We start from the raw sequence: 26,555 nt of genomic DNA, 5'->3' as shown, positions 1-26,555 counted from the left end.
ACCGAAAAGTGGAAACCGGTTCTGGGGAAAACCCGAGGTTATCGGCAGCACCTTTCACACCGTAATTCTACAATCCGGCAGCTTTGGAAAGCCAATCAACGCGGATTGCAAAGCAGGCCTTCAGCCATGGCGCAGAAAGCCTCGACCGCCTTTGGCAAGACATTTTCCGGATCGTCGCTGGCCGCAATCCAAAGTGCCGCATCAAGGGCGGCCCCGCTCAGAAGCCGTGCGGCGGCTTCCGCATCAACCCGCTTTAGGACCTCCTGAGCAATAAGGCTCTCCAAAGCCCGCCGGGTTATCTGAAGACAAGTGTTCTGGCTTGGCCATTTGGAGGGGTCACCCAACACTGCGGGGCCGTCAAGCAACACGATACGCTGCACCTCCGGCTCCATTGCCATTTCGATATAAGCCACGCCCTCAGCCAGCAGGCGATGCCAGTCTGTCGCAGCATGAGAACCGATTTCCTGGGCACGGGCGGCCATTTCCGAATCGATCTGGTCGACAACCGCCGCCAGCAGACCCCGCTTGTCGCCAAAGTTATGATAAAGCGCACCGCGCGTCAGCCCCGCAGCAGCGGTCAACTCGTCCATGGACGCCGCCGCATATCCCTTTTCAGCAAAGGCTTTTCGGCCTGCCGCAATCAATTTGATGCGGTTTTCCTCCATGGTTTCTCGTCGGGACTTTGCCATTAAGACCTCATTTCACATACGGCATGCATGTGAATTTGACATACGGTTCGTATACGGTTACTTTGGATACGAACCGTATACGAAATAACGGCTGCGTTGTGAAGCGTCGCGCAGACCCACTCGCATCGTCATCCGATAACCCAGAAAAGAGAGAAAAATGACTGAGCGCGAAGCAATCTTTCCTGCCAATCGACATGCTCTTTACGAAGAACACGGTTATTCCGCCGCCATTCGCTCCGGTGACCTGTTGTTTGTCTCAGGTCAGGTCGGCAGCCTTGACGATGGAACACCTGAGCCTGATTTCAAGCGTCAAGTCCAACTGGCTTTCGAAAATCTCAAGGCCGTCTTGGGTGCTGCGGGATGCGGCTTGGAGGATATCGTCGATGTAACGACGTTTCACACGGACCCCGAACAGCAGTTTCCAATCATAATGCCTGTCAAGCAGGAGATCTTTCACAGCGCACCCTATCCGAACTGGACGGCCGTTGGGGTCACCTGGCTAGCTGGCTTCGATTTTGAAATAAAGGTCATTGCCCGTATTCCGAAAATTCATTGAAACCGAACCGCCATAAGGATCCAGCATGAGCTAAAGTTGCTCGAGTTCGATCAATGTCCCATTAAAATCCTTGGGATGCAGAAAAACCACCGGCTTGCCATGCGCGCCGATTTTCGGCTCACCATCTCCCAAAACGCGGGCACCTTTGGAGATCAGGCGGTCCCGCGCAGCGTAAATATCATCCACCTCGTAGCAAATGTGGTGCATGCCACCATTGGGCGATTTCTCGAGAAAGGCCTTGATCGGAGAATGATCGCCCAGCGGCGCCAGCAGTTCGACCTTGGTATTTGGGAGTTCGACAAAAACCACCGTCACACCATGCTCCGGCAAGGCTTGAGCTTCGGAAACCGTCGCGCCAAGCGTGTCAGCGTAAGTCTCAACGGCAGAGCTAAGATCTGGCACGGCGATGGCGATATGATTGACCCGACCCAGCAAACGCTTCTCCCATATCTGCGCCCATAGAGCGCCACCATCACAAGATGACTGGCGCTCTATGCCTTGTTGATAGCTGAGGTATTCCAGCTCCAGAAATATCCCTTGCCAGTGACCCCGGCAATCAGACCTTGGTCACAAAAACCGTAACGACCGGCTTCTTGCCCCAGCACTCGTTGGCCGTAGAGCGCACAGCACGACGGATACTTTCACGCAAAGCGCCAAGATCCTTGCGCCGAGTGCGCGGAATGCTCTCGACGGCGCTCAGCACGGCGTCATAGAGAATGTCCTCCATGTCATCACCTTCCAGATCTTCCGCTGGCAGGCCATGGGCAACCACTTCCGGATCGTCGCGGAACTCAAAGCGTTCGTCCAGGAGAACGCTGACAGACACATGGCCTGCAAAAGACAGCTTACGCCGCTCACCAATGCCCATCTGCTCGAAATCGCCCAGCAGCTTGCCGTCCTTGAAGACTCTGCCATACGGCGCTTCACCGATGACTTCGGCAGGACCAGGCGCCAACCGCAGGATGTCGCCATTGCGGACTTTCGGCACCTGCGCAATCCCCGCCTCCAGAGCCAGTTTCTGCTGCGCCGTTAGATGGGCCGCCTCGCCATGAACAGGGACAAGAATTTGCGGGCGCGTCCATTGGTACATCTGCAAAAGTTCGTTGCGGCGTGGGTGACCGGAGACATGCACCAGCGCGTCGCTATCGGTAACGATGGTGACGCCCTGCTCGATCAGGCCATTCTTGATATCGTTGATTGGCTTTTCATTGCCGGGAATAGCGCGAGACGAAAAAACAACTGTGTCGCCTTTGGTCAGCGCCACGTTGCGCATTTCATCGCGCGATAGCTTGGCAAGCGCCGCGCGCGACTCACCTTGGCTACCTGTCAGGATCACCACGACCTTATCGCGGGGAATGTACCCATATTCGTCCTCGGCGATAAAGGGCTGCACGCCTTCCATCAGCCCGACATCGCGCGCCACACCGACGACCCGCTTCAGGGAGCTGCCCAACAGCAGGACTTCGCGGCCTGCTGCCTCGGCTGCCTTGGCAATCGAGCGGATACGTCCGACATTGGAGGAAAACGTGGTGATCGCCACGCGCCCCTCTGCTGTTTGGATGATCTTGCGCAATCCTTCCGAGACTTCCTGCTCGGAGGGCGAAACGCCCTCCCGCATCGCGTTGGTGCTATCGCACATCACCGCCAGAACGCCCTCGTCACCAAGAGCGCGGAACCGCGCCTCATCGGTCAGCGGGCCAAGCGACGGCGCATGGTCAATCTTCCAGTCTCCAGTATGGATGACATTGCCAAGCGGTGTGCGAATAATCAGCGACATCGGCTCGGGAATGGAATGGTTGACGTCCGAAGCCTCGACAACAAAGGGGCCGACATGGACCTTGTCGCCTGGCTTGAAGGGCGTTACCGGAATTTCAGCCCGGGTTCCCTCATAATTCCGCTTGGCTTCCAACATGCCAGCGGTAAAACCCGAGGCATAGACCGGCACATTCAGGCCCGGCCAGATATCGTTTAGCCCACCATAATGATCTTCATGCGCGTGGGTGATGAAGATCGCCTTGAGCCTGTTTTTCTGCGAGAGAACGAAGCGGATGTCCGGCAGCACCAGATCCACACCAGGCAGATCGGGACCAGGGAAGGTCACACCGCAATCCACCATGATCCATTCCCGGTTCTTCGGCGGGCCAAAGCCGTAAAGCGCCAGGTTCATGCCGATTTCACCTACGCCGCCCAGCGGCAGAAATACCAGTTCGTCTGTCTTTGTCATTCTTTCCTTGGCCCATTCGGCTCGAAAAACACATCTCCCGCCGCAACTGGCGTGATGCCTAGCGAGCCCCGGTCGAGCAATAATATCCCTTTATCATCGATTCCTGAAAACACACCGGAAATCGACCGATCCGGGAGATTGACGGTGATTTTCTCATCGATCCCACAAGCCACCTGCCGCCAGCGCTGCATCACGGCCTTGACGCCACGGCCCCGATCCCAGAGCGCCAGTGCATCGGCCATGGCGGCGAAAAGATGCGTGAAAAGCTCATCGGGCGTAACGGCAGCGCCGTGCTCGGCGAGCGAGGCCGTGGGATACGGCGTTTCAGTGGGTTTGAAACGAAGATTGATGCCAATACCGATGACCAGGGCGTTGCGGCCATCCGGTGTCCGCTCCGCTTCCAGCAAAATGCCGGAGGTCTTGGCACGACCAATCAGCACATCATTCGGCCATTTGATTTCCAAAGGCGGTGCACCCGACGGCAAAACGATGCCAATCGCATCATGCACGGCCACGGCCACGGCCAGAGGAAGTGAAGGCAAATCGGCCAAAGGCGCCGGATCGATCAATAAAAGAGAGCTGTAGAGATTGCCGGGCTCCGAGGCCCAAGGCCTGCCACGACGCCCTCGCCCGCCTGTCTGGCGGTTGGCTGTGATCCAGAGATCTCCCGGATCACCGTCACGGGCCCTGATCAGGCATTGCTGGTTGGTGGAATCCACCTCGTCCAGCGCAATATGTCGGAAGGCGTCGAGCGCCTTCCGACGATGGGTGGAATAGTCGCTCAACGGAACAGGGTCGCTGCCGCTGCCGACGCCGCACTGCCGATCGGTCCACCGATCAACACATAGCCAATGACGAACAGACCGGACAGGCCAAAGACCACCCGCAACGTGCCAGACGTCGCGGCAAACTCGATCTTGGCATCGTCGAACCACATGACCTTGACGAGCCGCAGGTAGTAATAGGCGCCGATAACCGAGGCCAGAACACCGATGATCGCCAGGGCATACAGATGTGCCTCGATAGCCGCCAGGAAGACGAAATACTTCCCGAAGAAGCCAGCGAGCGGCGGAATACCAGCCAGCGAGAACATCAGTGCCGTCAGAACAAACGCCATGAACGGACGGGTCTGCGACAGGCCAGCCAGATCATCCACTGTTTCAAGCGCTTCCCCCTCCTTGGTCCGCATCGCCATGATGCAGGCAAAGGTACCGAGGTTCATGATCAGGTAGATCAGCATATAGAGCAGAACGCCCTCGATGCCCTGCTTGGAGCCAGCGGCCAGGCCGACCAGAGCGTAACCCATATGACCAATGGAGGAATAGGCCATCAGGCGCTTGATATTGCGCTGGCCGATGGCGGCTACCGAACCCAGAACCATGGAGGCGATCGCGATGAACACGACGATCTGCTGCCATTCAGCGGTAATCGGCTGGAAGGCGTCGATGACGATACGCACCAGGATAGCCATAGCGCCAACCTTTGGGGCTGCGGCGAGAAAGGCCGTGACGGGGGTCGGCGCGCCTTCATAAACGTCCGGCGTCCACATATGAAACGGAACGGCGGAAATCTTGAACGCAAGACCGGCAAGCACGAAAACCAGACCGAAAATAAGTCCGAGATTGGTGTGACCAGCGGCCAACACGGCAGCGATCTTGTCGAACTCGACATTGCCGGTGAAGCCGTAGACCAGCGACATGCCGTAGAGCAACATGCCCGACGACAGGGCACCAAGCACGAAATATTTCAGGCCAGCTTCCGACGACCGCGCGCTGTCGCGGTTCATGGCAGCGATGACGTAGAGCGCCAGAGACTGGAGTTCCAGCGACATATAAAGAGAGATCAGGCTGTTGGCCGAGATCATCAACAGAATGCCGAGGGTCGCCAGCACCAGCAAGACCGGAAACTCGAATTTGTCGAGATCGTTGGCGCGTGCCTGACCGAACGCCATCACCATGGTGGTGATCGAACCGATCAGGGCCAGGACCTTCATGAAACGGGCATAGCCGTCGGAGATATAGGCACCGCCGAAGGCGACACCGTCGGCGGGCATCAACAGGATCCACGCACAGGCGGCGGCGAGAAGCGCAACCGCCAGGCCTGTCACCAACGAGGTCTTGTTGGTGAACACGCCGATCATCAGCAATACCAGCGCGCCAACCGCAAGCAGAAGCTCCGGCGTGACGAGATGCAGGCTTGCAAGGAGAGTTTCAGCATTCATGTCCAATGATCCTGTCGTCAGTTCACCAGGAGCGCAACATTTTGCGCAGCCTGCAGAGCAGCGGTGTAGTTATTCAAAAGCGCATCCACCGAAGCCGTCGTCACGTCGAAGATCGGGGCCGGATAGACACCGAACAGGATGGTGAGCGCGATCAACGGATAAAGCGTGACCTTTTCGCGGAACGACAGATCGAGAAGCGCTTTCAGGCTCTCCTTGTCCAGCGCTCCGAAAACGACCCGGCGATAGAGCCAGAGCGCGTAGGCAGCCGACAGGATCACGCCGGTGGCAGCAAACAATGCCACCCAGCTATTGGCCCGGAACGCACCGATCAGCGTCAGGAATTCGCCGATAAAGCCCGAAGTACCAGGCAGCCCAACATTGGCCATGGTGAAAATCATGAAGGCCAGCGCGTATTTCGGCATATTGTTGGCGAGACCGCCATAGGCGACGATTTCGCGAGTATGCATGCGATCATAGATCACGCCGACGCAGAGAAACAGCGCGCCTGAGACGAAACCGTGGCTGATCATCTGGAAAACCGCACCCTGCAAGCCTTGAGTATTGGCCGCAAAGATACCCATCGTCACATAGCCCATATGGGCAATGGAGGAATAGGCAATCAGCTTCTTCATATCCTCCTGCATCAGCGCCACAAGCGAGGTGTAGATGATGGCGATAACGGAAAGCGCAAAGACCGCCGGTGCGAAATAGTCGGAGGCAAGCGGGAACATCGCCAGCGAAAAGCGGATGAACCCATAACCACCGAGCTTCAGCATGATCCCCGCCAGAATGACCGAACCAGCGGTCGGCGCCTGGACGTGGGCATCGGGAAGCCAAGTATGGACAGGCCACATCGGCATCTTCACCGCAAACGAGGCGAAGAACGCCAGCCACAACACCGTCTGCAAGTGCGGCGGGAATTTATGAGCCAGAAGCGCTGCGATGTCGGTCGTGCCGGCATCCCAGTACATTGCCATAATCGCCAGCATCATCAGCACCGAGCCGAGCAGCGTATAGAGGAAGAACTTGTAGGAGGCGTAGACGCGATCCTTGCCACCCCAGACACCGATGATAATGAACATCGGGATCAGGCCAGCTTCGAAGAACACGTAGAACAGTACGATATCGAGCGACACGAATACGCCGATCATCATCACTTCAAGGATGAGGAAGGCGATCATGTATTCCTTGATCCGCTTCTGGACCGACGTCCAGCTGGCGAGCACGCAGAACGGCATGAGGAAGGCCGTCAACACCACGAACAGCATGGAAATGCCATCGACGCCGAGGTGATAAGCGATGCCTGTACCAAGCCAGGGATGATTTTCCACCATCTGGAAGCCTGGATTGGCGTTATCGAAGCCGATCCAGATGAAGAGAGAGACAATAAAGGTCGCAACCGTCGTCAACAGCGAAATATTGAGAACGTTCCGGCGTCCGGATGGGGTGTCGCCATTCATCAGCAGCAGCAGGGCAACCCCGACCAGCGGCAGAAAGGTGACCGTTGAAAGAATTGGCCAATCGGTCATCAGATCGAACTCCCGAGCATCATCCAGGTAATAAGCGCTGCAATCCCGAGCAGCATCGCGAACGCATAGTGGTAGAGATAGCCGGATTGCAGCCGGACAACCCGCTGCGTCAGACCTGCGACCCCGGCAGCAACGCCATTCGGGCCATAGGCATCGATCGTGGCAACATCGCCCTTCTTCCACAGGAACCGGCCAAGCGCCTTGGCGGACCGTACGAAAAGGAAGTCATAAAGCTCGTCGAAATACCACTTGTTGAGCAGGAATTGGTAGAGAAGCCACTGGCTTTGTGCCAGTTTCTTCGGCGTTTCCGGCGACTTGATGTACATGTACCACGCGGTGACCAAGCCGAGGAGCATGGCAACAAACGGGCTGAGCTTCACCCAGGTCGGAACGTGATGGACCTCTTGGAGCACTTCATTATGCGCACCGGTAAACAGCGCGCCCTTCCAGAACTCGGCATAGGCTTCGCCGAAGAAATAGTCATGGAAGATGAAGCCAGCAAACAAGGCACCCGCCGTCAACAGGTAAAGCGGAACGAGCATGACTTGAGGCGATTCATGCACATGATGCATGACTTCATGCGAGGCGCGCGGCTTGCCGAAGAAGGTCATGAACGCCAGGCGCCAGGAATAGAAGCTGGTGAACAGGGCCGCAATAACCAAAAGCACGAAGGCAAAGGTTGAAACGCCTGTACCGGCGGCAAACGAGGATTCGATAATCGCATCCTTGGAGAAGAAGCCCGCCGTACCGATCATCGTTCCCGGAATACCAACACCTGTCAGCGCCAGATTACCGATGGTCATCGCCCAGAAGGTCACGGGGATATGCTTGCGCAGCCCACCCATGTGACGCATGTCCTGTTCGCCATCCACCGCATGAATGACCGAACCGGCACCAAGGAACAACAAGGCCTTGAAGAACGCATGCGTGAACAGGTGGAAAATGGCAGCGCCATAGGCGCCGACGCCGAGCGCCACGAACATGTAGCCGAGCTGCGAGCAGGTCGAATAGGCAATCACCCGCTTGATGTCGTTCTGCACGAGACCAACGGTGGCCGCGAAGAAGGCCGTGATCGCACCGACGATGGTGACGACCGTTAGGGCGTCCGGCGACAGTTCAAAGACCGGAGACATGCGGGCAACGAGGAAGACCCCGGCGGTAACCATGGTTGCCGCGTGGATCAGTGCCGAAACCGGTGTCGGCCCCTCCATCGCGTCCGGCAGCCAGGTATGCAGCAGGAACTGCGCCGACTTGCCCATGGCCCCCATGAACAGCAGCAGGCAGGCTGCGGTGACCGCATGGCCCTTGTCAAGATGCATACCGAACAGATTGATGACAGCGTCACCGGCAGGTGCGCCTTCGGCTGGCAGATATGTCTGGGCCGAAGCGAAGATCGTCTCGAAATTGATCGATCCGAACAGAACGAACAGCGTAGCGATGCCGAGAATAAAGCCGAAGTCGCCGACACGGTTGACGATGAAGGCTTTCATGGCCGCAGCCGTTGCCGACGGTTTCTTGAACCAGAAGCCGATCAGCAAATAGGATGCCAGACCGACGCCTTCCCAGCCGAAGAACATCTGCAGGAGATTGTCTGACGTGACCAGCATCAACATTGCGAAGGTAAACAGCGACAGATAGCTGAAGAAGCGCGGGCGATGCGGATCGTGATGCATGTAGCCGATGGAATAGAGATGCACCAGCGTCGAGACGCTGTTGACGACGACCAGCATGACCGCTGTAAGCGTGTCGATCCTCAGCGCCCATTCAACGTCGATGCCGCCGACCTGAATCCAGCGTAAAACTGGAACCTTGATCAGCTCAGAATGACCGAAGCCCACCGAGATAAACACGTACCAAGACAGGGCCGCAGTCAGCACCATGAACCCTGTCGTGATGAATTCCGATGCCTTGGCGCCGATCTGGCGACCGAACAGGCCGGCGATGAGCGCGCCAAGCAGCGGAAGAAAGACGATTGTCTTATACAATAGCATAGCCGTATCAGCCCTTCATCATGTTGACGTCTTCAACGGCGATCGATCCGCGGTTGCGGTAGAAGACAACGAGGATAGCAAGGCCGATCGCGGCTTCCGCAGCCGCGACGGTCAGGATAAACAGCGCGAAAACCTGGCCGACGATATCATTGAGGAATGATGAGAAGGCCACCATGTTGACGTTTACCGCCAGAAGAATGAGCTCCACCGACATCAGAATAACGATGATGTTCTTTCGGTTGAGGAAGATACCGAAGACGCCCAGCATGAACAGGATCGCGCTGACGGTGAGATAATGGGAAAGTCCGATTTCCATTGTTCGTTTCCTTGAGATCCCTTGCCTTCAGCTCAGATGCCCTGGCCGGGCTTGACCTTGACCACCTTGATGGCAGTCGCCGGTCCACGTGCAACCTGGTGTGCAATATTCTGCCGCTTGATGTGCTGGCGGTGACGCAGCGTCAGCACGATAGCGCCGATCATGGCCACCAGCAGCACGAGGCCGGCGATTTGGAAGAAGAAGACATAATTGGTATAGAGCACATCACCGAGCGCGGCCGTGTTCTGACGGTCCGCCAGTGCCGGAATCGGCATGGTGATCGCCTGCTTTGCAGCTGGGGAAATCGCCGAGCCGCCGATGACGAAGATCAGTTCAGCTGCAACGATGGCGCCGATCAAGGCCGCCAAGGGACCATATTTCGAAGCCCCTGCCCTCAATTCCGTGAAGTCGATGTCCAGCATCATCACCACGAACAGGAAGAGCACTGCAACCGCGCCGACATAGACGACCAGCAGGATCATCGCCAGGAACTCGGCACCCGTCAGCATGAACAGACCAGCCGCGTTGACGAAGGTGAGGATGAGGAACAAAACCGAATGAACCGGATTGCGTGACGAAATAACCATGAACGCCGACGCAACCGCGACAAAGGCGAAAAGGTAGAAAAAGATTGCCTGAAGACCCATGATGGTGCCTTTTCATCTTCCTCAGGAGCGCGGCGCGGCCGTGTCCCATGAAATGCCAGTGGTCCGGGCCGGACCAGCCATGCATTTCGTTTCAATTTCAAACCGGGACGGACAGATCTTGCCCAACCGCCATCGGTTTCCTCAAAAAGACGATCTCAGCGGTAAGGGGCATCCTGCGCAAGATTGCGCGCGATTTCCCGCTCCCACCGATCTCCATTGGCCAGAAGCTTGGCCTTGTCGAAATAGAGTTCTTCGCGTGATTCCGTCGAGAATTCGAAATTCGGACCTTCGACGATCGCATCGACCGGGCAGGCTTCCTGGCAGAAGCCGCAATAGATGCATTTTACCATGTCGATATCGTAACGAACCGTGCGGCGCGTGCCATCGTTGCGGCGCGGGCCAGCTTCGATGGTGATCGCCTGGGCCGGACAGATCGCCTCGCATAATTTGCAGGCAATGCAACGTTCCTCGCCATTGGGATAGCGACGCAACGCATGCTCGCCGCGAAAGCGCGGGCTGACAGGGCCTTTCTCAAACGGATAGTTCACAGTCGCCTTCTGCTTGAAAAAGTAACGCATCGACAGGAAAAATGCGTTGACGAACTCTTTCAGAAACAGCGAGCGGACAGCCTGGGAAACACTTGCCATCTTCAAACTCCAATTCTGCCGAAATCTGCGGGGTGAAGGCTCATGCCCAGCCCCCAAGCTTCAGCACGAATGCAACAATAACCACCATGGCCAGCGACAGCGGCAGGAACACTTTCCAACCCAGGCGCATCAACTGGTCATAACGGTAGCGCGGAACGATCGCCTTGGTGATGCCGAACATGAAGAACACCAGCGTCGCCTTGAGGATGAACCAGATAATACCCGGCACCCAGTTGAGTACTGCAATGTCCAACGGCGGCAGCCAGCCACCCAGAAACAGAATGGTGGTCAACGCGCACATCAGCACGATGGCTGCATACTCACCCAGCATGAACATCATGTAAGGGGTCGAGCCGTATTCGACCATGAAGCCGGCGACCAGTTCGGATTCAGCCTCAGGCAGGTCGAAGGGAGGACGATTGGTTTCCGCCAGCGCCGAGATGAAGAAGATCACAAACATCGGAAACAGCGACAGCCAATGCCAGTCCAGCAGCGAGGCCGGCATTCCCATCATCGTGCCGAGACCATGGTTCTGGGAATTGACGATGTCGGTGAGGTTCAGAGATCCCGCACACAGCAGCACCGTGACGATGACGAAGCCGATCGACACTTCGTAGGAGACCATCTGAGCCGCAGAGCGCAGGGCACCGAGGAATGGGTATTTCGAGTTGGACGCCCAGCCTCCCATGATGATGCCGTAGACTTCCAGCGAGGAAATCGCAAACACATAGAGAATGCCGACATTGATATTGGCAATCACCCAGCCCTGGTTGAGCGGAATAACCGCCCATGTCGCCAGAGCAAGCGTCACGGCCACCAGCGGCGCCAGCAGGAAAACGGCCTTATTGGCGCCAGCCGGAATGATCGGTTCCTTGAACACGAATTTCAAAAGGTCGGCGAAGGACTGGAAAAGCCCCCATGGACCCACCACATTCGGACCACGGCGCAATTGCACCGCCGCCCAGATCTTGCGGTCTGCCAACAGGATATAGGCAATGAACACCAGCAGGCAGACCAGCAGCAGCAGGGACTGGCCGATCATGATGGCCGCCGGCCACACATAGGTAGAAACGAAACTGTCCATGGTCCCTTGCCCTTACTCTGCCGCAGCCTTGAAATTATTGCGGGCCAATGCCGAACACTCGGCCATCACCGCAGACGCGCGTGCAATCGGGTTTGTCAAATAGAAGTCTTTGATCGGAGACGCAAACCCGGATTGGGTCATGTTCCCGCCTTTTTTCGCCAAGGCGTCGATTTCCGCCGGATTGCCTATGGCAATCTCGTCAAGCGCGGCAAAATGCGGATGGGCCTGATAGAGCTTCTGTCGCAGTTGGCCAAGCGAATCGAACGGCAGCTTCTTGCCGAGCACGTCCGAAAGCGCGCGCAGTACAGCCCAGTCTTCGCGAGCCTCACCCGGCGCGAAACCAGCGCGATTGCCAAGCTGGACGCGACCTTCCGTATTCACCCAAGTGCCCGACTTTTCCGTATAGGCGGCAGCCGGCAAGATAACATCGGCATTCTGGGCGCCGTTGTCGCCGTGCGAACCAATATAGACAGTCAGCTTTGCGGTCTTGGCCGACAGATCCAGTTCATCGGCGCCGAGCAGGAAGAGGACATCCATTGCACCAGGCATTTCTGCTGCCGTCTTGCCCCCCTGCCCCGGCACGAAACCGAGATCGAGGCCACCGACGCGCGACGCTGCGGTATGCAGAACACCGAAGCCATTCCAGCTCTCGCCGACCGCACCGACGGCAACAGCAAGCGCAGCGACCTGAGCCAGCACGGCAGCGCCGTCACCACGGGTCAAGGCGCCCTGGCCAATGATGATCAAGGGCTTGGCAGCCGCCTTCAATGCGTCAAAGAAGCTGTTCTTGCCAGCAACCAAATCGGAAAGCGTATCAGTACCCGCACCCAGATAGCTATAATCATAACGCAGATCGGCGTTTTCGCCGATTACGCCGATCGGGAAGCCACCACGACGCCACCGCTTGCGGATACGCGCATTCATGACCGCCGCTTCAAGGCGCGGATTGCAACCGATCAACAACAGCGCGTCGGCATCCTCGATACCCTCGATGGTGGAGTTGAGGATATAGGACGAACGGCCGAGAACAGGATCGAGCGCCGTGCCGTCCTGGCGACAATCGTAGCTGGTGGAACCAAGCGAAGTCAGCAGTTCCTTCAGTGCATACATTTCCTCGACGGATGCCAGATCACCAGCAATCGCGCCGATCTTCGAGCCGTTGGTAGCCGAGACGGCAGTCTTGATCTCGGCAAAGGCTTCCGGCCAGGTTGCTGGCTGGAGACGTCCATTGCGCCGCACATAAGGCCGGTCCAGACGCTGGGTCTTCAATCCGTCCCAAATGAAGCGGCTCTTGTCGGAAATCCACTCTTCATTGATGCTGTCATTGACGCGCGGCATGACACGCATCACTTCACGACCGCGCGTATCGACGCGGATCGCCGAACCCAGCGCATCCATCACATCGACCGATTCGGTCTTGCCCAATTCCCACGGACGGGCCGTGAAGGCGAAGGGCTTGGAGGTCAGCGCACCGACCGGGCAGAGATCAACGACATTGCCCTGCAATTCCGAGGTCATTGCCTGTTCGAGATAGGTGGTGATTTCGGCATCCTCGCCACGACCGATCAGGCCGAGTTCGGCAATGCCGGCCACTTCGGTGGTGAAGCGGACGCAGCGCGTGCAGTGAATGCAACGGTTCATCACCGTCTTGACCAGCGGCCCGATATATTTGTCCTCGACGGCGCGCTTGTCCTCGCCATAGCGGGAACTGTCGATACCGAAGGCCATGGCCTGGTCCTGCAAGTCGCATTCGCCGCCCTGGTCACAGATTGGACAATCGAGCGGGTGGTTGATCAGGAGGAACTCCATCACCCCTTCACGCGCCTTCTTGACCATTGGCGTATTGGTATAGACTTCAGGCAACTCACCATTCGGGCCACCGCGGATATCGCGCACGCCCATGGCGCAGGAGGCTGCCGGCTTTGGCGGGCCGCCCTTCACCTCGACAAGGCACATACGGCAATTGCCAGCGACCGAAAGCCGCTCGTGGAAACAAAAACGCGGAACTTCGGCACCCGCTTCCTCGCACGCCTGAAGCAGCGTGAAATGATCGGGAACCTCGATCTCCTTACCGTCGACTTTCAGCTTTGCCATATTCGCCTTCCTGTCTCACGTCCATCGCAGCCGCCGCTTTTTCAGTCCGGCCAGGAAAATCGCACAGGATTTTCCGCTACGCATGTCTCAGTTCTCGACCGCTCGCCTGCTTCGCATCCCATCAGTCAAGGTGGGATGCATGGCGGCAGAGCGCCCTCAATTCATCCAATAGGCCTTCGCCCATCTTTTCCGTGCAGTGCTTCATACATGAGACACAAAACACGTCGTAACACATTCTATCTCAACCACAATTCCTAAACCGATGCCGTCACACCCGCCTAATCAAGCACCGGTCAGCTTGCGGGCCTGTCCGATCCAGTCATCACGCAGGATGCGACCGTCGAGACCAAGCTCCGCATCAATCCGTGCCGCATCTTCGGGGGTCCAGGTGGCGATATCATCAAGGCCATGAACACCCAGTTTACTGAGCATTTCCTGAACCTTCGGCCCGACACCGCCGATTGCCTTAAGATCAACCTTCTTGCCGCGCCGCCGGGCGGGCTTGACGGCAACAGGCGCTGCCTTCACTTCGGGCTCCTCTACCGGCGTCACAGGCGCGACTGTCGGTTTTTTGGCCGAACGCACTGCCGGGCTTTTTATCGGCTTGGCAGCCTGCGGCTTGCTCTTGGTTTTTGCGACTGGACGGCGTGCGGGTGATACTTTGGGCGGAACCACTGCATCCGAAACCGGAGCATCGACTGGCTGCAGCTGCGTTTCAGGCTTCAAATTGACCTCTGAAACGGATGCGGCAGCAACCTGATGATCAGCTTTATCTTCCGGCACATCGTCCTTCGTCCGACGGGTAGGCTTGTCCATCATTGTTTGCATGGAACCGAGCATCACACCGGTCATCTGGGTGGCAAAACCGAAACCAAGCACCGTGGCAGCCGCAAAGGCAGCCATCGGGTTGGCCATAAGAGCATGCAGCGACGATCCGGCCATCTCAGCGCCGCGGCTAGCGTCAGCCGGCTTTGCCGATGCATCCGTTCCCGTCCGTTTCGAAGCCTCAACCATCGCATCACCTTTGCTACTCGGCACCACTGTAACCGGAGCCTTCGTTACTCAGCCGCTTCCATGACCGCGCCATGGTCCATGGCCTTGCGGGTATAGTCATCAATCCTGGCCTCGATCTCAGGCCGGAAATTACGGATCAGACCCTGGATCGGCCAAGCAGCCGCATCGCCAAGCGCGCAGATCGTATGACCTTCGATCTGCTTGGTGACCTGGAACAGCATGTCGATTTCGCGCTTCTGGGCATTGCCCTTCACCATGCGTTCCATCACCCGCCACATCCAGCCGGTCCCTTCACGGCACGGCGTGCATTGGCCGCAGCTCTCATGCTTGAAGAACTGCGACAGCCGGGCAATCGCCTTGATGATATCGGTGGACTTATCCATGACGATAATCGCTGCGGTACCGAACGAGGATTTCACATCACGCAGCCCATCGAAATCCATGGGGACGTCAATAATATCTTCCGCCTTGACCACCGGACAGGACGCACCGCCGGGAATGACAGCCAGAAGATTGTCCCAACCGCCGCGAATGCCGCCGGCATGCCGCTCGATCAGTTCGCGGAACGTGATCCCCATGGTCTCTTCAACCGTGCAGGGCTTGTTGACATGACCGGAGATCATGAACAGCTTGGTGCCAACATTGTTCGGGCGGCCAAAGGACGAGAACCAGCCAGCGCCACGACGCAGGATGGTCGGCGCAACCGCGATCGATTCGACATTGTTGACCGTCGTCGGGCAGCCATAGAGACCCATATTGGCCGGGAATGGCGGCTTCAGGCGTGGCTGGCCCTTCTTGCCTTCAAGGCTTTCGAGCAAAGCCGTTTCCTCGCCGCAGATATAGGCCCCTGCGCCGTGGTGAACGTAAATGTCATAATCCCAACCGAGCTTGTTGTTTTTGCCCAGCAATCCGTATTCGTAACACTCGTCGATCGCAGCCTGAAGCGCTTCGCGTTCGCGCATGTATTCACCGCGCACATAAATATAGGCGGCGTGGGCGCCCATGGCGAAACCGGCGATGACACAGCCTTCCAGCAGCGTATGCGGATCATGGCGCATGATTTCCCGGTCTTTGCAGGTGCCGGGTTCGGACTCATCGGCATTCACGACCAGATAATGCGGGCGACCGTCGCTTTCCTTCGGCATGAAGGACCACTTCAGACCAGTTGGAAAGCCTGCACCGCCACGACCGCGAAGACCGGAGGCCTTCATTTCATTAATGATCCAGTCGCGCCCCTTTTCCAGGATCTGCTTGGTCCCATCCCAATGGCCGCGGCTCATCGCGCCTTTCAGGGACTTATCCTTGAGGCCGTAGATATTGGTGAAAATGCGGTCCTTATCCTGTAACATCTCTCACCCCTTGGCCTTGTCGGCAGTGTCGCCGGAGACTTTCGCATTCTCGCTCGCTGCCGGTTTGTCGGTAGCAGGCGTCTTCAGCTTCGGATCGGTAACCGGCGTATCGGTGACCGGGCGGGCCGCGTTGGATGGAGGAACCGCTGCCTCATCCTGCCCTGATTGCCCCTCGCCCCAACGGACCGGGGTGATCTCTTCCGTCAGGCTGGTCAGCCCGCCTTCAGGCGCAGAAAACACCCGCTCAATCTGCGGGCCTGTCTTGACCTCTACACCCTTGCCGGCTTCGAAGGCGTCGATGATTTCTTCGAGACGCTCAGGTGTCAGATCCTCATAAGCGTCCTTGAAAATGATCACCATCGGCGCGTTGACGCAGGCACCCTGACACTCGACTTCTTCCCAGGACAGAGTCCCGGTTGAATTACGCTCCAGAGGCTCTGGATGGATCTTTTTCTTACAGATTTTCATCAGCTCTTCCGAGCCGCGCAGCATACAGGGCGTGGTACCGCAGACCTGGATATGGGCTTTGGTGCCGACCGGCTTCAACTGGAACTGAGTATAGAAGGTCGCCACTTCGAGCACGCGGATATAGGGCATGTCGAGCTTGTCCGCGACGAATTCGATCGTCGCCTTGGTAACCCAGCCATCCTGCTCCTGCGCCCGCATCAACAGCGGGATGACAGCGGATTGCTGACGACCCTCCGGATATTTGCGGATGGTGGCTTCGGCCCAAACGGCATTTTCCTCGCTAAAAGCGAAGGATGCGGGCTGGAATTGATCTTCGGCTAAACGACGAACGGACATACTTCCTCACGCCTTATCTCAGTTTTTGAACAGAAGACCTTGATGCGTCGCCATGACAGCATCCCGGCCTGCGTTCAGATTGTCCTTCTCGCGGACGCTGACGAGCAATGCGGCAGAAAGCCCGATTGCCGCCTGCAGAGCAGACGGCCTGGCGGGACAGTGCCGGTCGGTCCCAACGGATTGCAATGCGTAGCGCCAACCTGCAACCGACGTTGCAAGACGAGCACCACACTGCCGATCCGAAAGGATAAGCTGCATCAACGATCCACCTCACCAAACACGATGTCGAGAGACCCCAGCACCGCCGTTACGTCAGCAAGCTGATGGCCGCGCGACATGAAGTCCATGGCTTGCAGATGCACGAACCCAGGAGCGCGGATCTTGCAGCGATACGGCTTGTTTGTGCCGTCCGCTACCAGATAGACCCCGAATTCACCCTTCGGCGCCTCGACGGCCGCATAAACTTCGCCAGCCGGTACGTGGAAACCTTCAGTGTAAAGCTTGAAGTGATGGATGAGCGCTTCCATCGACCGCTTCATCTCACCCCGTTTCGGCGGTACAACCTTGCCATCCACAGAAGAAACCGGGCCAATGCGCGCATCGCCGAGCAGGCGATTGACGCATTGCTTCATGATCTTCACCGATTCGCGCATTTCCATCATGCGGATCAGATAGCGGTCGTAGCAGTCGCCATTCTTACCGACCGGAATATCGAATTCCATATCGGAATAGCATTCGTAAGGCTGCGAGCGGCGCAAATCCCAGGCCGCACCCGAACCGCGAACCATCACACCTGAGAAGCCCCATTTCCAGGCATCTTCCAGGCTGACGACGCCGATATCGACATTGCGCTGCTTGAAAATCCGGTTCTCGGTCAACAGTCCCTCGATATCATCGAGAACTTTCAGGAAAGGATCGCACCAGGCACCGATATCCTCGACCAGCTGGGCCGGAATATCCTGGTGAATGCCACCGGGACGGAAATAGGCGGCATGCATGCGCGCGCCAGAAGCCCGCTCATAGAACACCATCAGTTTTTCGCGCTCTTCGAAGCCCCAGACCGGTGGCGTCATGGCACCGACGTCCATCGCCTGCGTGGTGACGTTCATGATATGCGACAGGATACGGCCAATTTCGGAATAGAGAACCCGGATCAGCTGGCCGCGGATCGGAATTTCCAGGCCGAGGAGCTTTTCCACCGCCAAGCAATAGGCATGTTCCTGGTTCATCGGCGCGACATAGTCCAGCCGGTCGAAATAGGGCAATGCCTGCAAGTAGGTCTTGGCTTCAATCAGCTTTTCGGTACCACGGTGCAAGAGGCCGATATGGGGATCGACACGCTCGACGATTTCACCGTCCAGCTCCAGCACAAGACGCAAAACGCCGTGTGCGGAAGGATGTTCGGGGCCGAAATTGATCGTGAAGTTACGGACGGAATGTTCAGTCATGGTCTCGCCTTCCGTTCCCTTACTTCGCGGCTTTTTCATCGCCGGGCAGCACGTAATCCGTGCCTTCCCAAGGCGAGAGAAAGTCGAAACTACGGAATTCCTGCTTCAACTCAACCGGTTCATAAACCACCCGCTTGACCGTGTCATCATAGCGGACTTCAACAAAGCCTGTCAGCGGAAAATCCTTGCGCAGCGGATGGCCTTCAAAACCGTAATCAGTCAGCAGACGACGCAGATCCGGATGACCGGTAAACATCACGCCATAGAGATCCCAGGCCTCGCGCTCAAACCAGTCGGCACCCGGAAACAGCGGACAGATCGACGGAACCGGCTTGTCTTCGCTGGTGGACAGCTTGACGCGGATGCGCTGGTTCTGCTTCGGCGCCAGGAAGTGATAGACAACCTCGAAACGCTCGACACGCTCGGGATAATCCACACCGCAGATGTCGATAATATTGATGAAGCCGCAACGGGCGTCGTCACGCAGGAAAGTCACCAGCGCATAGATATTTTCGACGGTCGTGGTGACCGTCAGTTCACCAAAGGCAACGGTGCTCGACAAAGCAAGACCACCGCTGTTTTCGGTGATGTGGGATGCCAGCACTTGCAGGGCTTCACTCATCTTGTCGGTCCCTCGCCTTAGCGCTCGATCGTGCCGGTGCGGCGGATTTTCTTCTGAAGCAGCAGGACGCCATAGAGCAGCGCCTCTGCCGTGGGGGGACAGCCCGGCACATAAATGTCGACAGGCACGACCCGGTCACAACCCCGGACCACGGAATAGGAATAGTGATAGTAGCCGCCGCCATTGGCACAGGAACCCATGGAGATCACATAGCGCGGCTCCGGCATCTGGTCATAGACCTTGCGCAAGGCGGGCGCCATCTTGTTGGTCAGGGTTCCCGCAACAATCATCACGTCCGACTGGCGCGGAGATGCACGCGGTGCAACGCCGAAGCGCTCCATGTCGTAACGCGGGCCGGACGCCTGCATCAGGCCTTCGACGGCGCAGCAGGCCAAACCAAACTGCATCCACATCAATGACCCGGTACGCGCCCAGGTGATCAGAGCCTGGGTTGAGGTGACCAGAAACCCCTTGTCAGCCAGTTCATCATTGATCTCGCCGAAAAAAGTGCTGTCATTGCCAACCGGCTTGCCGGTGGCAGGGTCCAGAATACCCTTGGGCTGTGGTGCAACCAGGGTCTGGTGATCGCTTTGGCTCACTCCCATTCCAGGGCTCCCTTCTTCCATTCATATATAAATCCGACGGTCAGCACGCCGAGAAACACCATCATCGACCAGAAACCGAACCAGCCGATCGCACCAAAGGAGACCGCCCAAGGAAACAGGAAGGCAACTTCAAGATCGAAGATGATGAAGAGAATCGACACGAGGTAGAATCGGATATCGAACTTGATGCGGGCATCGTCAAAGGCGTTGAAGCCGCATTCATAGGCCGAAAGCTTTTCCGAGTCGGGCGCCTTGAATGCCACGGCAAACGGCGTCACCAAAAGGGCAATGCCGATAACCATCGCAATTCCGACGAAAACCACGATCGGAAGGTAGGAACTGAGGAGTTCAGTCATCGTATCCATCCTTGCTTGTCAAAACGCCGGGCGACGTTCACGGCAGAATACCGACAAGCCAAAAAGACTGTTGCAACGAGCCGTTGGTTAGCGCAGCCAGCGCCCGTGCGCAAGTGCGCTTCCCGCATTTCGCACATGCACACAAAGACTTTAACACCAAGAGCGAAGGCCGGTATAGAGGACTTCGCAATTCACACAAAATAACAGCTTGGAAAGATAAAGAAATGGCGCGAGTGACGGGGCTCGAACCCGCGACCTCCGGCGTGACAGGCCGGCACTCTAACCGACTGAGCTACACCCGCGCATTGACAATGCCGTGTCAAGGGCATCTGAATGGAAAGCCATTCACTTTTTAGTACCAGGATGGCGCGAGTGACGGGGCTCGAACCCGCGACCTCCGGCGTGACAGGCCGGCACTCTAACCAACTGAGCTACACCCGCAATTTCCTGGTGGGAAGCTTGCTTCCCCGCTTACCGATCGTCATGTGCCGTTCGATGAGCGGCTAACTAAGTGGTTCCTTGGTGGGTGTCAAGCAGCATTGAAAACAAAAACGTGACAGAATGATTTTTCGCTGTTGATGGATAAAAAACACCGGCGATTGTGCAGCGGCACACTGATCGAAGCAGACAGGAAGAAACCGCAGATCAAACCGCACTGTCCTTCTCCATCACCTGCTTTAGCCCTGCGGCGCGCAGACCGTCCTGGGCTTAACATTCTTTCTCAGCCGCCAGTCCAGACATGAGGCGAAACACTAAGGCACCGCAGAAGCCCCTAGCCTGTTGACAACAGAAGACCCCTTAAGCCCGGAATTGCGGGATTTTTTACCCAACCGTCATCTTGCCGTCGCAAAAAAACAAAAAAAAGCAAAAAACCCTCTTGCGGTTTTTTCAGCGACCGAATAGATCACAGCCACCGACGCGGCGGGCACGACCCGATGACGCGAAGGGCGATTAGCTCAGTTGGTAGAGCGCCTCGTTTACACCGAGGATGTCGGGAGTTCGAGTCTCTCATCGCCCACCATTTTTCCCCATTGAAATCATTAGAATGACATTGCGCTAAGGTGTTTGTCACAAATCGCGTCACAAAATGGGTTTTCTAATGGCTGGCAAGCCTCAGCACTGGAAAGAACGTAACGGCAGGTATTCGGCCCGAGTCGTCATCCCTCCCCAACTTCGACCATATCTCGACAATCGAGCAGAACTCGAAATTCAGCTTGGCGGTGATCGGCGGACAGCCATTCGCAATCAGGCCGCAGCGGTCGCTTCCATCCAGCTGCAAATCGGCATCGCTCGCCAGAAGCATGAGGCAGCAACTGGTCAACAACCGCAGGAAGCGCCCTACCCGCTAACCATTCAGTAAATCGTTGTTCGCGGCTACCAGAGCCAAACCGACTTTGATGTTGAAATAATGCGGCAAAACCCGGCTTACGCGCGATTGAGCGTTAATCTTGATCAAGCAGAACGTTTGCGGGGCGCACGAAGCCGCAGGTGCGGGCCAAGTTTGCAAGGTGGAATATGAGTGCGCTCTAGGCGCGGCCCCGACACTCTCGGCGGGTTTTTTCTTGTCTATACCTACAGACGCATGCACAATCGCGCGTAGGCAGGGGAAACTATCAATGCAATTCGATTATCGCGCCCTAGCGCGCTTCACGGCTCGACAGTTCGTCCGGCTGGCTGGCGCGTGGATTTTGTCCTTACTTAGCATCGTCCCGGCCTCGGCTCAGGTTAATGAGAAAGAGCTTCTGGAAGTCATGATGTCGAAGATAGCCGGAACACAGCGCGTCTTCGCACAGCCCTACATGACGGGCGGCAAGCTAGCAGGCTGCAACCTCGTGTTCGAGGCAAGGATCCGCGACTACACCTATCGCCAAGGGCAGTTTATCAAGGTGGACGGCAGCATTGGCATCATGGGTATTGGGGACAAGCTTGGAGCGGTGCTCAAAGTAGTCGTCAACGAGATCACCCCGCCCAGCCTTAGTTTTAATCCATCCCCGCCATCGCGGGCCTACCTCATCGGTTCGAAGTTTGAGACGAACGTAGATAGCCTTGTCAGCGCCGACGAGTCCGACACTCCAGGCAGTCTGTTTAGCGTGTTCCAATCATCTCCAACCGCTGAGATTGTTCTCGCCGCCCTAGAGTCAAAGAAGATCACGGTCGCCTTCAACAAAAAGGGCGGCCCGAGCGATATTCAGTTGCCCCTTGAGCTTGACGTGGCGCAAACCGATGAAACGGGCAAAAGGACACGCAACGACGAAGCAGTAGAGGGCTTCGCTCAATGCGCGACGGTGCTTCTCGAACAGATGAAGTAACTGCCTTGACCAAAGGACAGACACAGAAGCCTAGAAAGCCAATGCGGCGAAAGAAGCCTGTTGTACTTAAAACCAGTGAGGCCCTTGATCGACTGATTAAGATGATGCCGTTGATCCGGGCGAACATAGAACAGGCGTTGCGCATAGAGGCCACGTTAGAGGCCGGAAACAAGATCGTCGGCGAGATGCAGGACCGGGAGTTTCCCGGCGCGCGAGCCTATAACGTTATCAAAGCGAGCCTCGGCTTTGACCTAGCCCTACACCTTGCTCGCCTATTTGATGCCCGCCCTGTGCGCTATTGCAATCGAAAGTCCGGGAAGCTTGAATACGTAGGCAGGCACCCAAACGCGCGAGATGAAGCCTCGATACCGCTCATGATCCGACTGCTGCGGCAGAAACGATGCCGGGACGCCCTGATAGAGAGAGCCCGCAGTTGGCATCCGACGCACGATGAATGTAGCAAACGGCTGTATGCTGCCGACTGTGAGAAAGCGATAGGGCTAGCAGTCGAAGGCTATGGGAATCTGTATCGTGGAAGGTTTGGGCGGTCAGGTCTCGGCGAACTCAAGAAGATGAGAGACACCGCCATAGCTCATTCCTCCATCAAGCCTGCAGAGTGGAAGGTGATCTATAACCACCTGTTCCGGTTGGTCGATGATGCCTGCAAGATTGTGGAGGTTGCCAACGTCGCTATTGCTGGCTACAGCCCGGACTTGCAGCGATTGGAGGAAGAATTTGAGGACGAAGCAAACGAATTTTGGGAAAGGGCATTGCTTGGCACCCAACGGGAGGCCGAGATAACAGATCAACTTTACGACCAGAGCGCCCCTTTGAGCTAATCGAAGTGGCATTGTCCTCACATTTGTTTCATCGCCGCACGCTTCTGCCAAAACATCACGACAAAAAGAACAACAATAACAGCACCAATTGCGGCAAATCCCCACCACGGAGCACCAACATACCAGAGAATCGCGAGAGCAAAAACCAGTAGACCGAGAAACACTTGCCACGTCTTCATAAAGACCTCCTATTTCCTGGCAAAGAATGCCCGCTCATTAACTGATGTGGATCAGCGCTTCGTTTTTAAATTAGGAAGAATTTTAACAAATCTGGTAGTGACACGAACTTCTGCGACGGACCCTGGTCACAAATTTTCGATCGTCACATGGTCACAATTTATATTATACTAATTTAATTTTATTTTTTTATTCAATTACTTGACGGCGTAAATTTCGAGATATCCGAGTTTTCGAGTCTCTCATCGCCCACCATTTTTCCCTGTACATTCGATATTTGTGTGATTTAGGTGGCCAGCCAACGCAGCTTTGTGTCTCGTTTTTTGGACGAGTTTCGCCGAGCTCGGCAAAAAAAGACCCGCAGGTGATTCCGCGGGTCTTTCATTCCTATGAATTATCGATGCTTTCGGAAGCTTATTTCCGTTTGTAAGCGCCAAGGCCGGGGCGATAGGTCTTGTCATCCAGGAACTGTTTCAGGCCCTCGTCACGGCCCCGGGTCTTGTCCAGCAGCAGCATTTGCTCCAGCTTGGCATAGATATAGTCGTCGGCCAGCTCCCAGGGCATGTTGCGGACGCGCTTGAACGTGTCCTTGGCGGCTTTCATTGTCACAGGATTTTTCTCGAGCAGGCTGGCGCAGAGTTTGCGAACGCGGGTTTCCAGCTCTTCCAGCGGCACCGATTCGTTGACCAGGCCCATATCCCGGGCCTTTTCGCCACCAAAGGGCTCACCAGTCATGATGTAATACAGCGAATCACGGTGATTCATCACCTCGGCAACAGCCCGGGTCACATTGCCACCCGGCAGAATGCCCCAGTTGATTTCCGATAGTCCAAAAGTAGCCTCATTAGCGGCAATCGCCAGATCGCAGGCCACCAGCGGATTGAAGGCTCCGCCGAAGCACCAGCCATTGACCATAGCGATGGTCGGCTTTTCGAAATAGGTCAGGCGCTGCCACCACCCGCCCGATTGGCGGCGGCTTTTCAATGTCGCATGGCGGGGCTTGTCGTCATTGTCACGGAAATATTGCTGAAGATCCATGCCGGCAGACCATGAGGTTCCTGCACCACGCAGGACAAGCACACCGCAACGGTCGTCGGCTTCCAGTTCCTCAAGGACTTCCGCCATGCGGATATTCAGCGCCGGGTTCATCGCATTGCGTTTTTCAGGCCGATTGAAGGTCACGAAGGCGATTCGGTCTTCGATGTCGACCAACACGGTGTCTGCGTCGGATTTTTCTGCAACTGTCATGGTATGTCTCCTTATGCGCCGGGCTGTCCGGACGCCGGTGTCGAACTGGATGAAAGGTGAGTATAGGATTGGCGCAAAATGTGCTTCTGCACCTTGCCAGAAGCCGAACGGGGAATGGCATCCACAAACACCACGTGTTTGGGCCGTTTGAAGCTGGCAAGCCGATCAGCGCAATGGCGTAGGATATCGTGATCACGTAGGCCGTCGTTGCCAGCGACGACCAGTGCCAGGCCGACCTCGCCCCATTCGGCATGGGCAAGGCCCATGACTGCGACATCGGCAACGCCGGGATGGGCGGCAATAGCCGCTTCAACCTCAGCCGGATAGACGTTTTCACCGCCGCTGATATACATGTCCTTCAGGCGATCAGCGAGATAGACGACACCGTCCTGGACCCGCGCCATATCGCCGCTGCGAAACCAACCATCGGTGAAGGCAGCCTCGGTAAGGTCCGGACGGTTCCAATAGCCCTCTGTGACGCTTGGTCCTCGTAGCCAGATTTCACCGATCCCGCCATCGGTGACATCGGCACCATCGAAATCAACAACCCGCGTTTCAAGCAAGGGGGCCGCAAAACCGATACTACCCGGATGACGGGCGATGAGTTGGCGGTCGAGCGGCATATGATAGGCCGTGCCGGTTTCGCTCATCCCATAGCCATTGACCAGCGCAATGCCGTCATCGAGAAAACGCTCAATCAGCACCGGTGGCAAAGGCGCGCCACCCAGAAAGATCGCCTTCAAACCCTGCAAAGCAGCCGGGTTCCAATTCGGCGAGTTCCGCAACGTACTGGCCATTTGCGGCACACCACAATAATGGCTGACGCCGATTTGGGTGTCCGCCATGGTGGCAATCGTGCGTTCAGCAATGAAGCGGTCAGAAATGACCAGTCGGGCGCCCATCACCATTGCGGTGCGCGCCAGGGCCACCAACCCGATCGTATGGAAAAACGGCAAGTCGCAAAGCACGACCGAATCCGGCGTCACCTCACCGACGAAAGCAAAATTCAAGGCGGAGAAAAACAGATTGCGGGCGTTAAGCAGCACGCCCTTTGGCACGCCTGTCGTCCCGGATGTGTAGAGAATCACGCATGTACGGTCGGCAGATGAATAGCGAGGTGCGATTGGCTCCAAAACCGAGGCCTTATCCAGAAAGCCTCCCTTACCGGTCACATCAAGGCTTTCGACCTCGAAGCTACTACCGGCTTCGGCAAATTCCGCATCGTACAGCAATAGCGTCGGTTCGCAGTCGGCAAGAATCAGCGAAATTTCTCGGGCGCTCAAGCGCCAGTTCAATGGCACGAAGATCGCACCGATCCGCTGGCAGGCAAAACAAACCGCGAATTGGGCAATGGAATTGCGCCCGAGATAGGCAATACGGGCTGGGCTGTCCTGCCCCGTCCCTGCCCTTGCGATCACATCGTCAAGAGCGGCGGCGCATCGCCCGATCAGCGTATCGAATTCAGAAAATGTCAATGATTGCCCGGTTGCCAGTTCCATGACGGCTGGCCGATCTGGACCGCTATTGGCGCGGAACCGGACCGGATCCTCCGCGACCATGCCAGCAAACGCCGAAGTTTCGCGCAAACCTGCGCCACCATAGTACGACATATATCCTCCCTGGCCAGTTCTCCCGACGGCCATTTAGTATGTATTACATATTATATTATCTTTCTCGAGGCACAAGTGAAATCTGCGGGATGCACAGGTCAAATATGGCGCTTTGCCTTTTGGGCTTATGGGTTTATCACCGGATAGAGCCGTATCTTATCAGGCTGGAGATGCTA

The 26,555-nt window shown here is 56.7% G+C and carries 27 protein-coding genes and 3 tRNA genes; 5 read left to right on the top strand and 25 right to left on the bottom strand.

All coding sequences use genetic code 11. From position 1 onward, the window contains the following. Positions 1 to 95: 95 nt before the first annotated feature. Positions 96 to 689 carry a TetR/AcrR family transcriptional regulator gene (locus AVI_RS06785; RefSeq protein WP_015915667.1) on the bottom strand — a complete coding sequence of 198 codons (594 nt, stop codon included), beginning with the start codon at positions 687 to 689 and terminating at the stop codon, positions 96 to 98. 157 nt (positions 690 to 846) lie between these two features. On the opposite strand from AVI_RS06785, the gene AVI_RS06780 reads away from it, so the two are divergent. Continuing rightward, positions 847 to 1,245 (top strand): RidA family protein, encoded by a 399-nt coding sequence (locus AVI_RS06780; RefSeq protein ID WP_015915666.1) that lies wholly within the window; start codon positions 847 to 849, stop codon positions 1,243 to 1,245. Positions 1,246 to 1,275: 30 nt separating this feature from the next. Here the strand turns inward: AVI_RS06780 and mce are convergent, their stop codons facing one another. The 21 genes from mce to AVI_RS06675 all read right to left on the bottom strand — a co-directional run bounded on the left by mce (position 1,276) and on the right by AVI_RS06675 (position 20,637). Further along, positions 1,276 to 1,680, bottom strand: a complete 405-nt coding sequence (gene mce / locus AVI_RS06775; RefSeq protein WP_015915665.1) for a methylmalonyl-CoA epimerase — start codon at positions 1,678 to 1,680, stop codon at positions 1,276 to 1,278. A 121-nt stretch (positions 1,681 to 1,801) separates the two neighbouring features. Next, positions 1,802 to 3,469, bottom strand: coding sequence for a ribonuclease J (locus AVI_RS06770; protein ID WP_015915664.1), 1,668 nt, complete (start codon positions 3,467 to 3,469; stop codon positions 1,802 to 1,804). Continuing rightward, positions 3,466 to 4,254, bottom strand: a complete 789-nt coding sequence (locus tag AVI_RS06765; RefSeq protein ID WP_015915663.1) for a biotin--[acetyl-CoA-carboxylase] ligase — start codon at positions 4,252 to 4,254, stop codon at positions 3,466 to 3,468. The genes AVI_RS06770 and AVI_RS06765 overlap by 4 nt, the downstream gene beginning before the upstream one ends. Beyond that, complete coding sequence (gene nuoN / locus AVI_RS06760; protein WP_015915662.1) at positions 4,251 to 5,690, bottom strand: NADH-quinone oxidoreductase subunit NuoN; 1,440 nt, start codon at positions 5,688 to 5,690, stop codon at positions 4,251 to 4,253. The genes AVI_RS06765 and nuoN overlap by 4 nt, the downstream gene beginning before the upstream one ends. Before the next feature lie 17 nt (positions 5,691 to 5,707). Beyond that, a complete protein-coding gene (locus tag AVI_RS06755; RefSeq protein WP_041696444.1) occupies positions 5,708 to 7,219 on the bottom strand; it encodes an NADH-quinone oxidoreductase subunit M in 1,512 nt (503 codons plus the stop codon). After that, entirely contained in the window at positions 7,219 to 9,210 is a 1,992-nt protein-coding gene (nuoL, locus tag AVI_RS06750; protein ID WP_015915660.1) for an NADH-quinone oxidoreductase subunit L, read from the bottom strand. The genes AVI_RS06755 and nuoL overlap by 1 nt, the downstream gene beginning before the upstream one ends. Positions 9,211 to 9,217: 7 nt before the next feature. Beyond that, positions 9,218 to 9,526, bottom strand: coding sequence for an NADH-quinone oxidoreductase subunit NuoK (gene nuoK / locus AVI_RS06745; protein ID WP_015915659.1), 309 nt, complete (start codon positions 9,524 to 9,526; stop codon positions 9,218 to 9,220). A 32-nt stretch (positions 9,527 to 9,558) separates the two neighbouring features. Next, on the bottom strand, positions 9,559 to 10,173 hold the full coding sequence (locus AVI_RS06740) for an NADH-quinone oxidoreductase subunit J (protein ID WP_015915658.1): 615 nt from the start codon (positions 10,171 to 10,173) through the stop codon (positions 9,559 to 9,561). Between the two features lie 155 nt (positions 10,174 to 10,328). Further along, positions 10,329 to 10,820: an NADH-quinone oxidoreductase subunit NuoI gene (gene nuoI / locus AVI_RS06735; RefSeq protein ID WP_015915657.1), complete on the bottom strand. Its 492-nt coding sequence runs from the start codon at positions 10,818 to 10,820 to the stop codon at positions 10,329 to 10,331. A 40-nt stretch (positions 10,821 to 10,860) separates the two neighbouring features. Next, entirely contained in the window at positions 10,861 to 11,904 is a 1,044-nt protein-coding gene (nuoH, locus tag AVI_RS06730) for an NADH-quinone oxidoreductase subunit NuoH (protein ID WP_015915656.1), read from the bottom strand. A 12-nt stretch (positions 11,905 to 11,916) separates the two neighbouring features. Continuing rightward, positions 11,917 to 13,998: an NADH-quinone oxidoreductase subunit NuoG gene (gene nuoG, locus AVI_RS06725; protein WP_015915655.1), complete on the bottom strand. Its 2,082-nt coding sequence runs from the start codon at positions 13,996 to 13,998 to the stop codon at positions 11,917 to 11,919. A 282-nt stretch (positions 13,999 to 14,280) separates the two neighbouring features. Then, positions 14,281 to 15,012 carry a hypothetical protein gene (locus AVI_RS06720; protein WP_015915654.1) on the bottom strand — a complete coding sequence of 244 codons (732 nt, stop codon included), beginning with the start codon at positions 15,010 to 15,012 and terminating at the stop codon, positions 14,281 to 14,283. A gap of 44 nt (positions 15,013 to 15,056) precedes the next feature. Then, positions 15,057 to 16,361, bottom strand: a complete 1,305-nt coding sequence (gene nuoF / locus AVI_RS06715; protein WP_015915653.1) for an NADH-quinone oxidoreductase subunit NuoF — start codon at positions 16,359 to 16,361, stop codon at positions 15,057 to 15,059. A gap of 3 nt (positions 16,362 to 16,364) precedes the next feature. Beyond that, the gene (nuoE, locus tag AVI_RS06710; protein ID WP_015915652.1) at positions 16,365 to 17,165 is read right to left on the bottom strand and encodes an NADH-quinone oxidoreductase subunit NuoE; all 801 of its coding nucleotides are present in this window, start codon (positions 17,163 to 17,165) and stop codon (positions 16,365 to 16,367) included. 18 nt (positions 17,166 to 17,183) lie between these two features. Next, positions 17,184 to 17,423, bottom strand: a complete 240-nt coding sequence (locus tag AVI_RS06705; protein WP_041696442.1) for a hypothetical protein — start codon at positions 17,421 to 17,423, stop codon at positions 17,184 to 17,186. After that, the gene (locus AVI_RS06700; protein ID WP_015915651.1) at positions 17,423 to 18,613 is read right to left on the bottom strand and encodes an NADH-quinone oxidoreductase subunit D; all 1,191 of its coding nucleotides are present in this window, start codon (positions 18,611 to 18,613) and stop codon (positions 17,423 to 17,425) included. The genes AVI_RS06705 and AVI_RS06700 overlap by 1 nt, the downstream gene beginning before the upstream one ends. Positions 18,614 to 18,632: 19 nt before the next feature. Beyond that, a complete protein-coding gene (locus tag AVI_RS06695) occupies positions 18,633 to 19,235 on the bottom strand; it encodes an NADH-quinone oxidoreductase subunit C (RefSeq protein WP_015915650.1) in 603 nt (200 codons plus the stop codon). Positions 19,236 to 19,252: 17 nt separating this feature from the next. Continuing rightward, a complete protein-coding gene (locus AVI_RS06690; protein WP_015915649.1) occupies positions 19,253 to 19,840 on the bottom strand; it encodes a NuoB/complex I 20 kDa subunit family protein in 588 nt (195 codons plus the stop codon). After that, positions 19,831 to 20,196 carry an NADH-quinone oxidoreductase subunit A gene (locus tag AVI_RS06685; RefSeq protein ID WP_041697832.1) on the bottom strand — a complete coding sequence of 122 codons (366 nt, stop codon included), beginning with the start codon at positions 20,194 to 20,196 and terminating at the stop codon, positions 19,831 to 19,833. Before AVI_RS06685 ends, AVI_RS06690 begins: the two co-directional genes overlap by 10 nt. A 225-nt stretch (positions 20,197 to 20,421) precedes the next feature. After that, a tRNA-Asp gene (locus tag AVI_RS06680) sits at positions 20,422 to 20,498 on the bottom strand. A 62-nt stretch (positions 20,499 to 20,560) separates the two neighbouring features. Continuing rightward, a tRNA-Asp gene (locus tag AVI_RS06675) sits at positions 20,561 to 20,637 on the bottom strand. A 504-nt stretch (positions 20,638 to 21,141) separates the two neighbouring features. Here AVI_RS06675 and AVI_RS06670 point away from each other — a divergent pair. From AVI_RS06670 to AVI_RS06655, 4 genes are all read left to right on the top strand, one after another. Beyond that, positions 21,142 to 21,217, top strand: a tRNA-Val gene (locus tag AVI_RS06670). A gap of 78 nt (positions 21,218 to 21,295) precedes the next feature. Next, a complete protein-coding gene (locus AVI_RS29525; RefSeq protein WP_234617906.1) occupies positions 21,296 to 21,556 on the top strand; it encodes a hypothetical protein in 261 nt (86 codons plus the stop codon). A gap of 256 nt (positions 21,557 to 21,812) precedes the next feature. Beyond that, positions 21,813 to 22,505, top strand: coding sequence for a hypothetical protein (locus AVI_RS06660; protein ID WP_015915647.1), 693 nt, complete (start codon positions 21,813 to 21,815; stop codon positions 22,503 to 22,505). Continuing rightward, on the top strand, positions 22,472 to 23,344 hold the full coding sequence (locus AVI_RS06655) for an AbiU2 domain-containing protein (protein ID WP_139192373.1): 873 nt from the start codon (positions 22,472 to 22,474) through the stop codon (positions 23,342 to 23,344). Before AVI_RS06660 ends, AVI_RS06655 begins: the two co-directional genes overlap by 34 nt. A gap of 17 nt (positions 23,345 to 23,361) precedes the next feature. Here the strand turns inward: AVI_RS06655 and AVI_RS31035 are convergent, their stop codons facing one another. The 3 genes from AVI_RS31035 to AVI_RS06645 all read right to left on the bottom strand — a co-directional run bounded on the left by AVI_RS31035 (position 23,362) and on the right by AVI_RS06645 (position 26,379). Continuing rightward, a complete protein-coding gene (locus AVI_RS31035) occupies positions 23,362 to 23,523 on the bottom strand; it encodes a hypothetical protein (RefSeq protein WP_156597728.1) in 162 nt (53 codons plus the stop codon). 412 nt (positions 23,524 to 23,935) lie between these two features. Further along, positions 23,936 to 24,769, bottom strand: a complete 834-nt coding sequence (locus tag AVI_RS06650; RefSeq protein WP_015915645.1) for a p-hydroxycinnamoyl CoA hydratase/lyase — start codon at positions 24,767 to 24,769, stop codon at positions 23,936 to 23,938. 11 nt (positions 24,770 to 24,780) lie between these two features. Continuing rightward, positions 24,781 to 26,379 carry an AMP-binding protein gene (locus AVI_RS06645; RefSeq protein ID WP_015915644.1) on the bottom strand — a complete coding sequence of 533 codons (1,599 nt, stop codon included), beginning with the start codon at positions 26,377 to 26,379 and terminating at the stop codon, positions 24,781 to 24,783. Positions 26,380 to 26,555: the final 176 nt, after the last annotated feature.

Origin of the sequence: Allorhizobium ampelinum S4 (assembly GCF_000016285.1) — a bacterium.
Classification (GTDB): Bacteria; Pseudomonadota; Alphaproteobacteria; order Rhizobiales; family Rhizobiaceae; genus Allorhizobium; species Allorhizobium ampelinum.
Note: the sequence above shows the minus strand (reverse complement) of the source record. Positions and strands in the feature narration are given on the sequence as shown.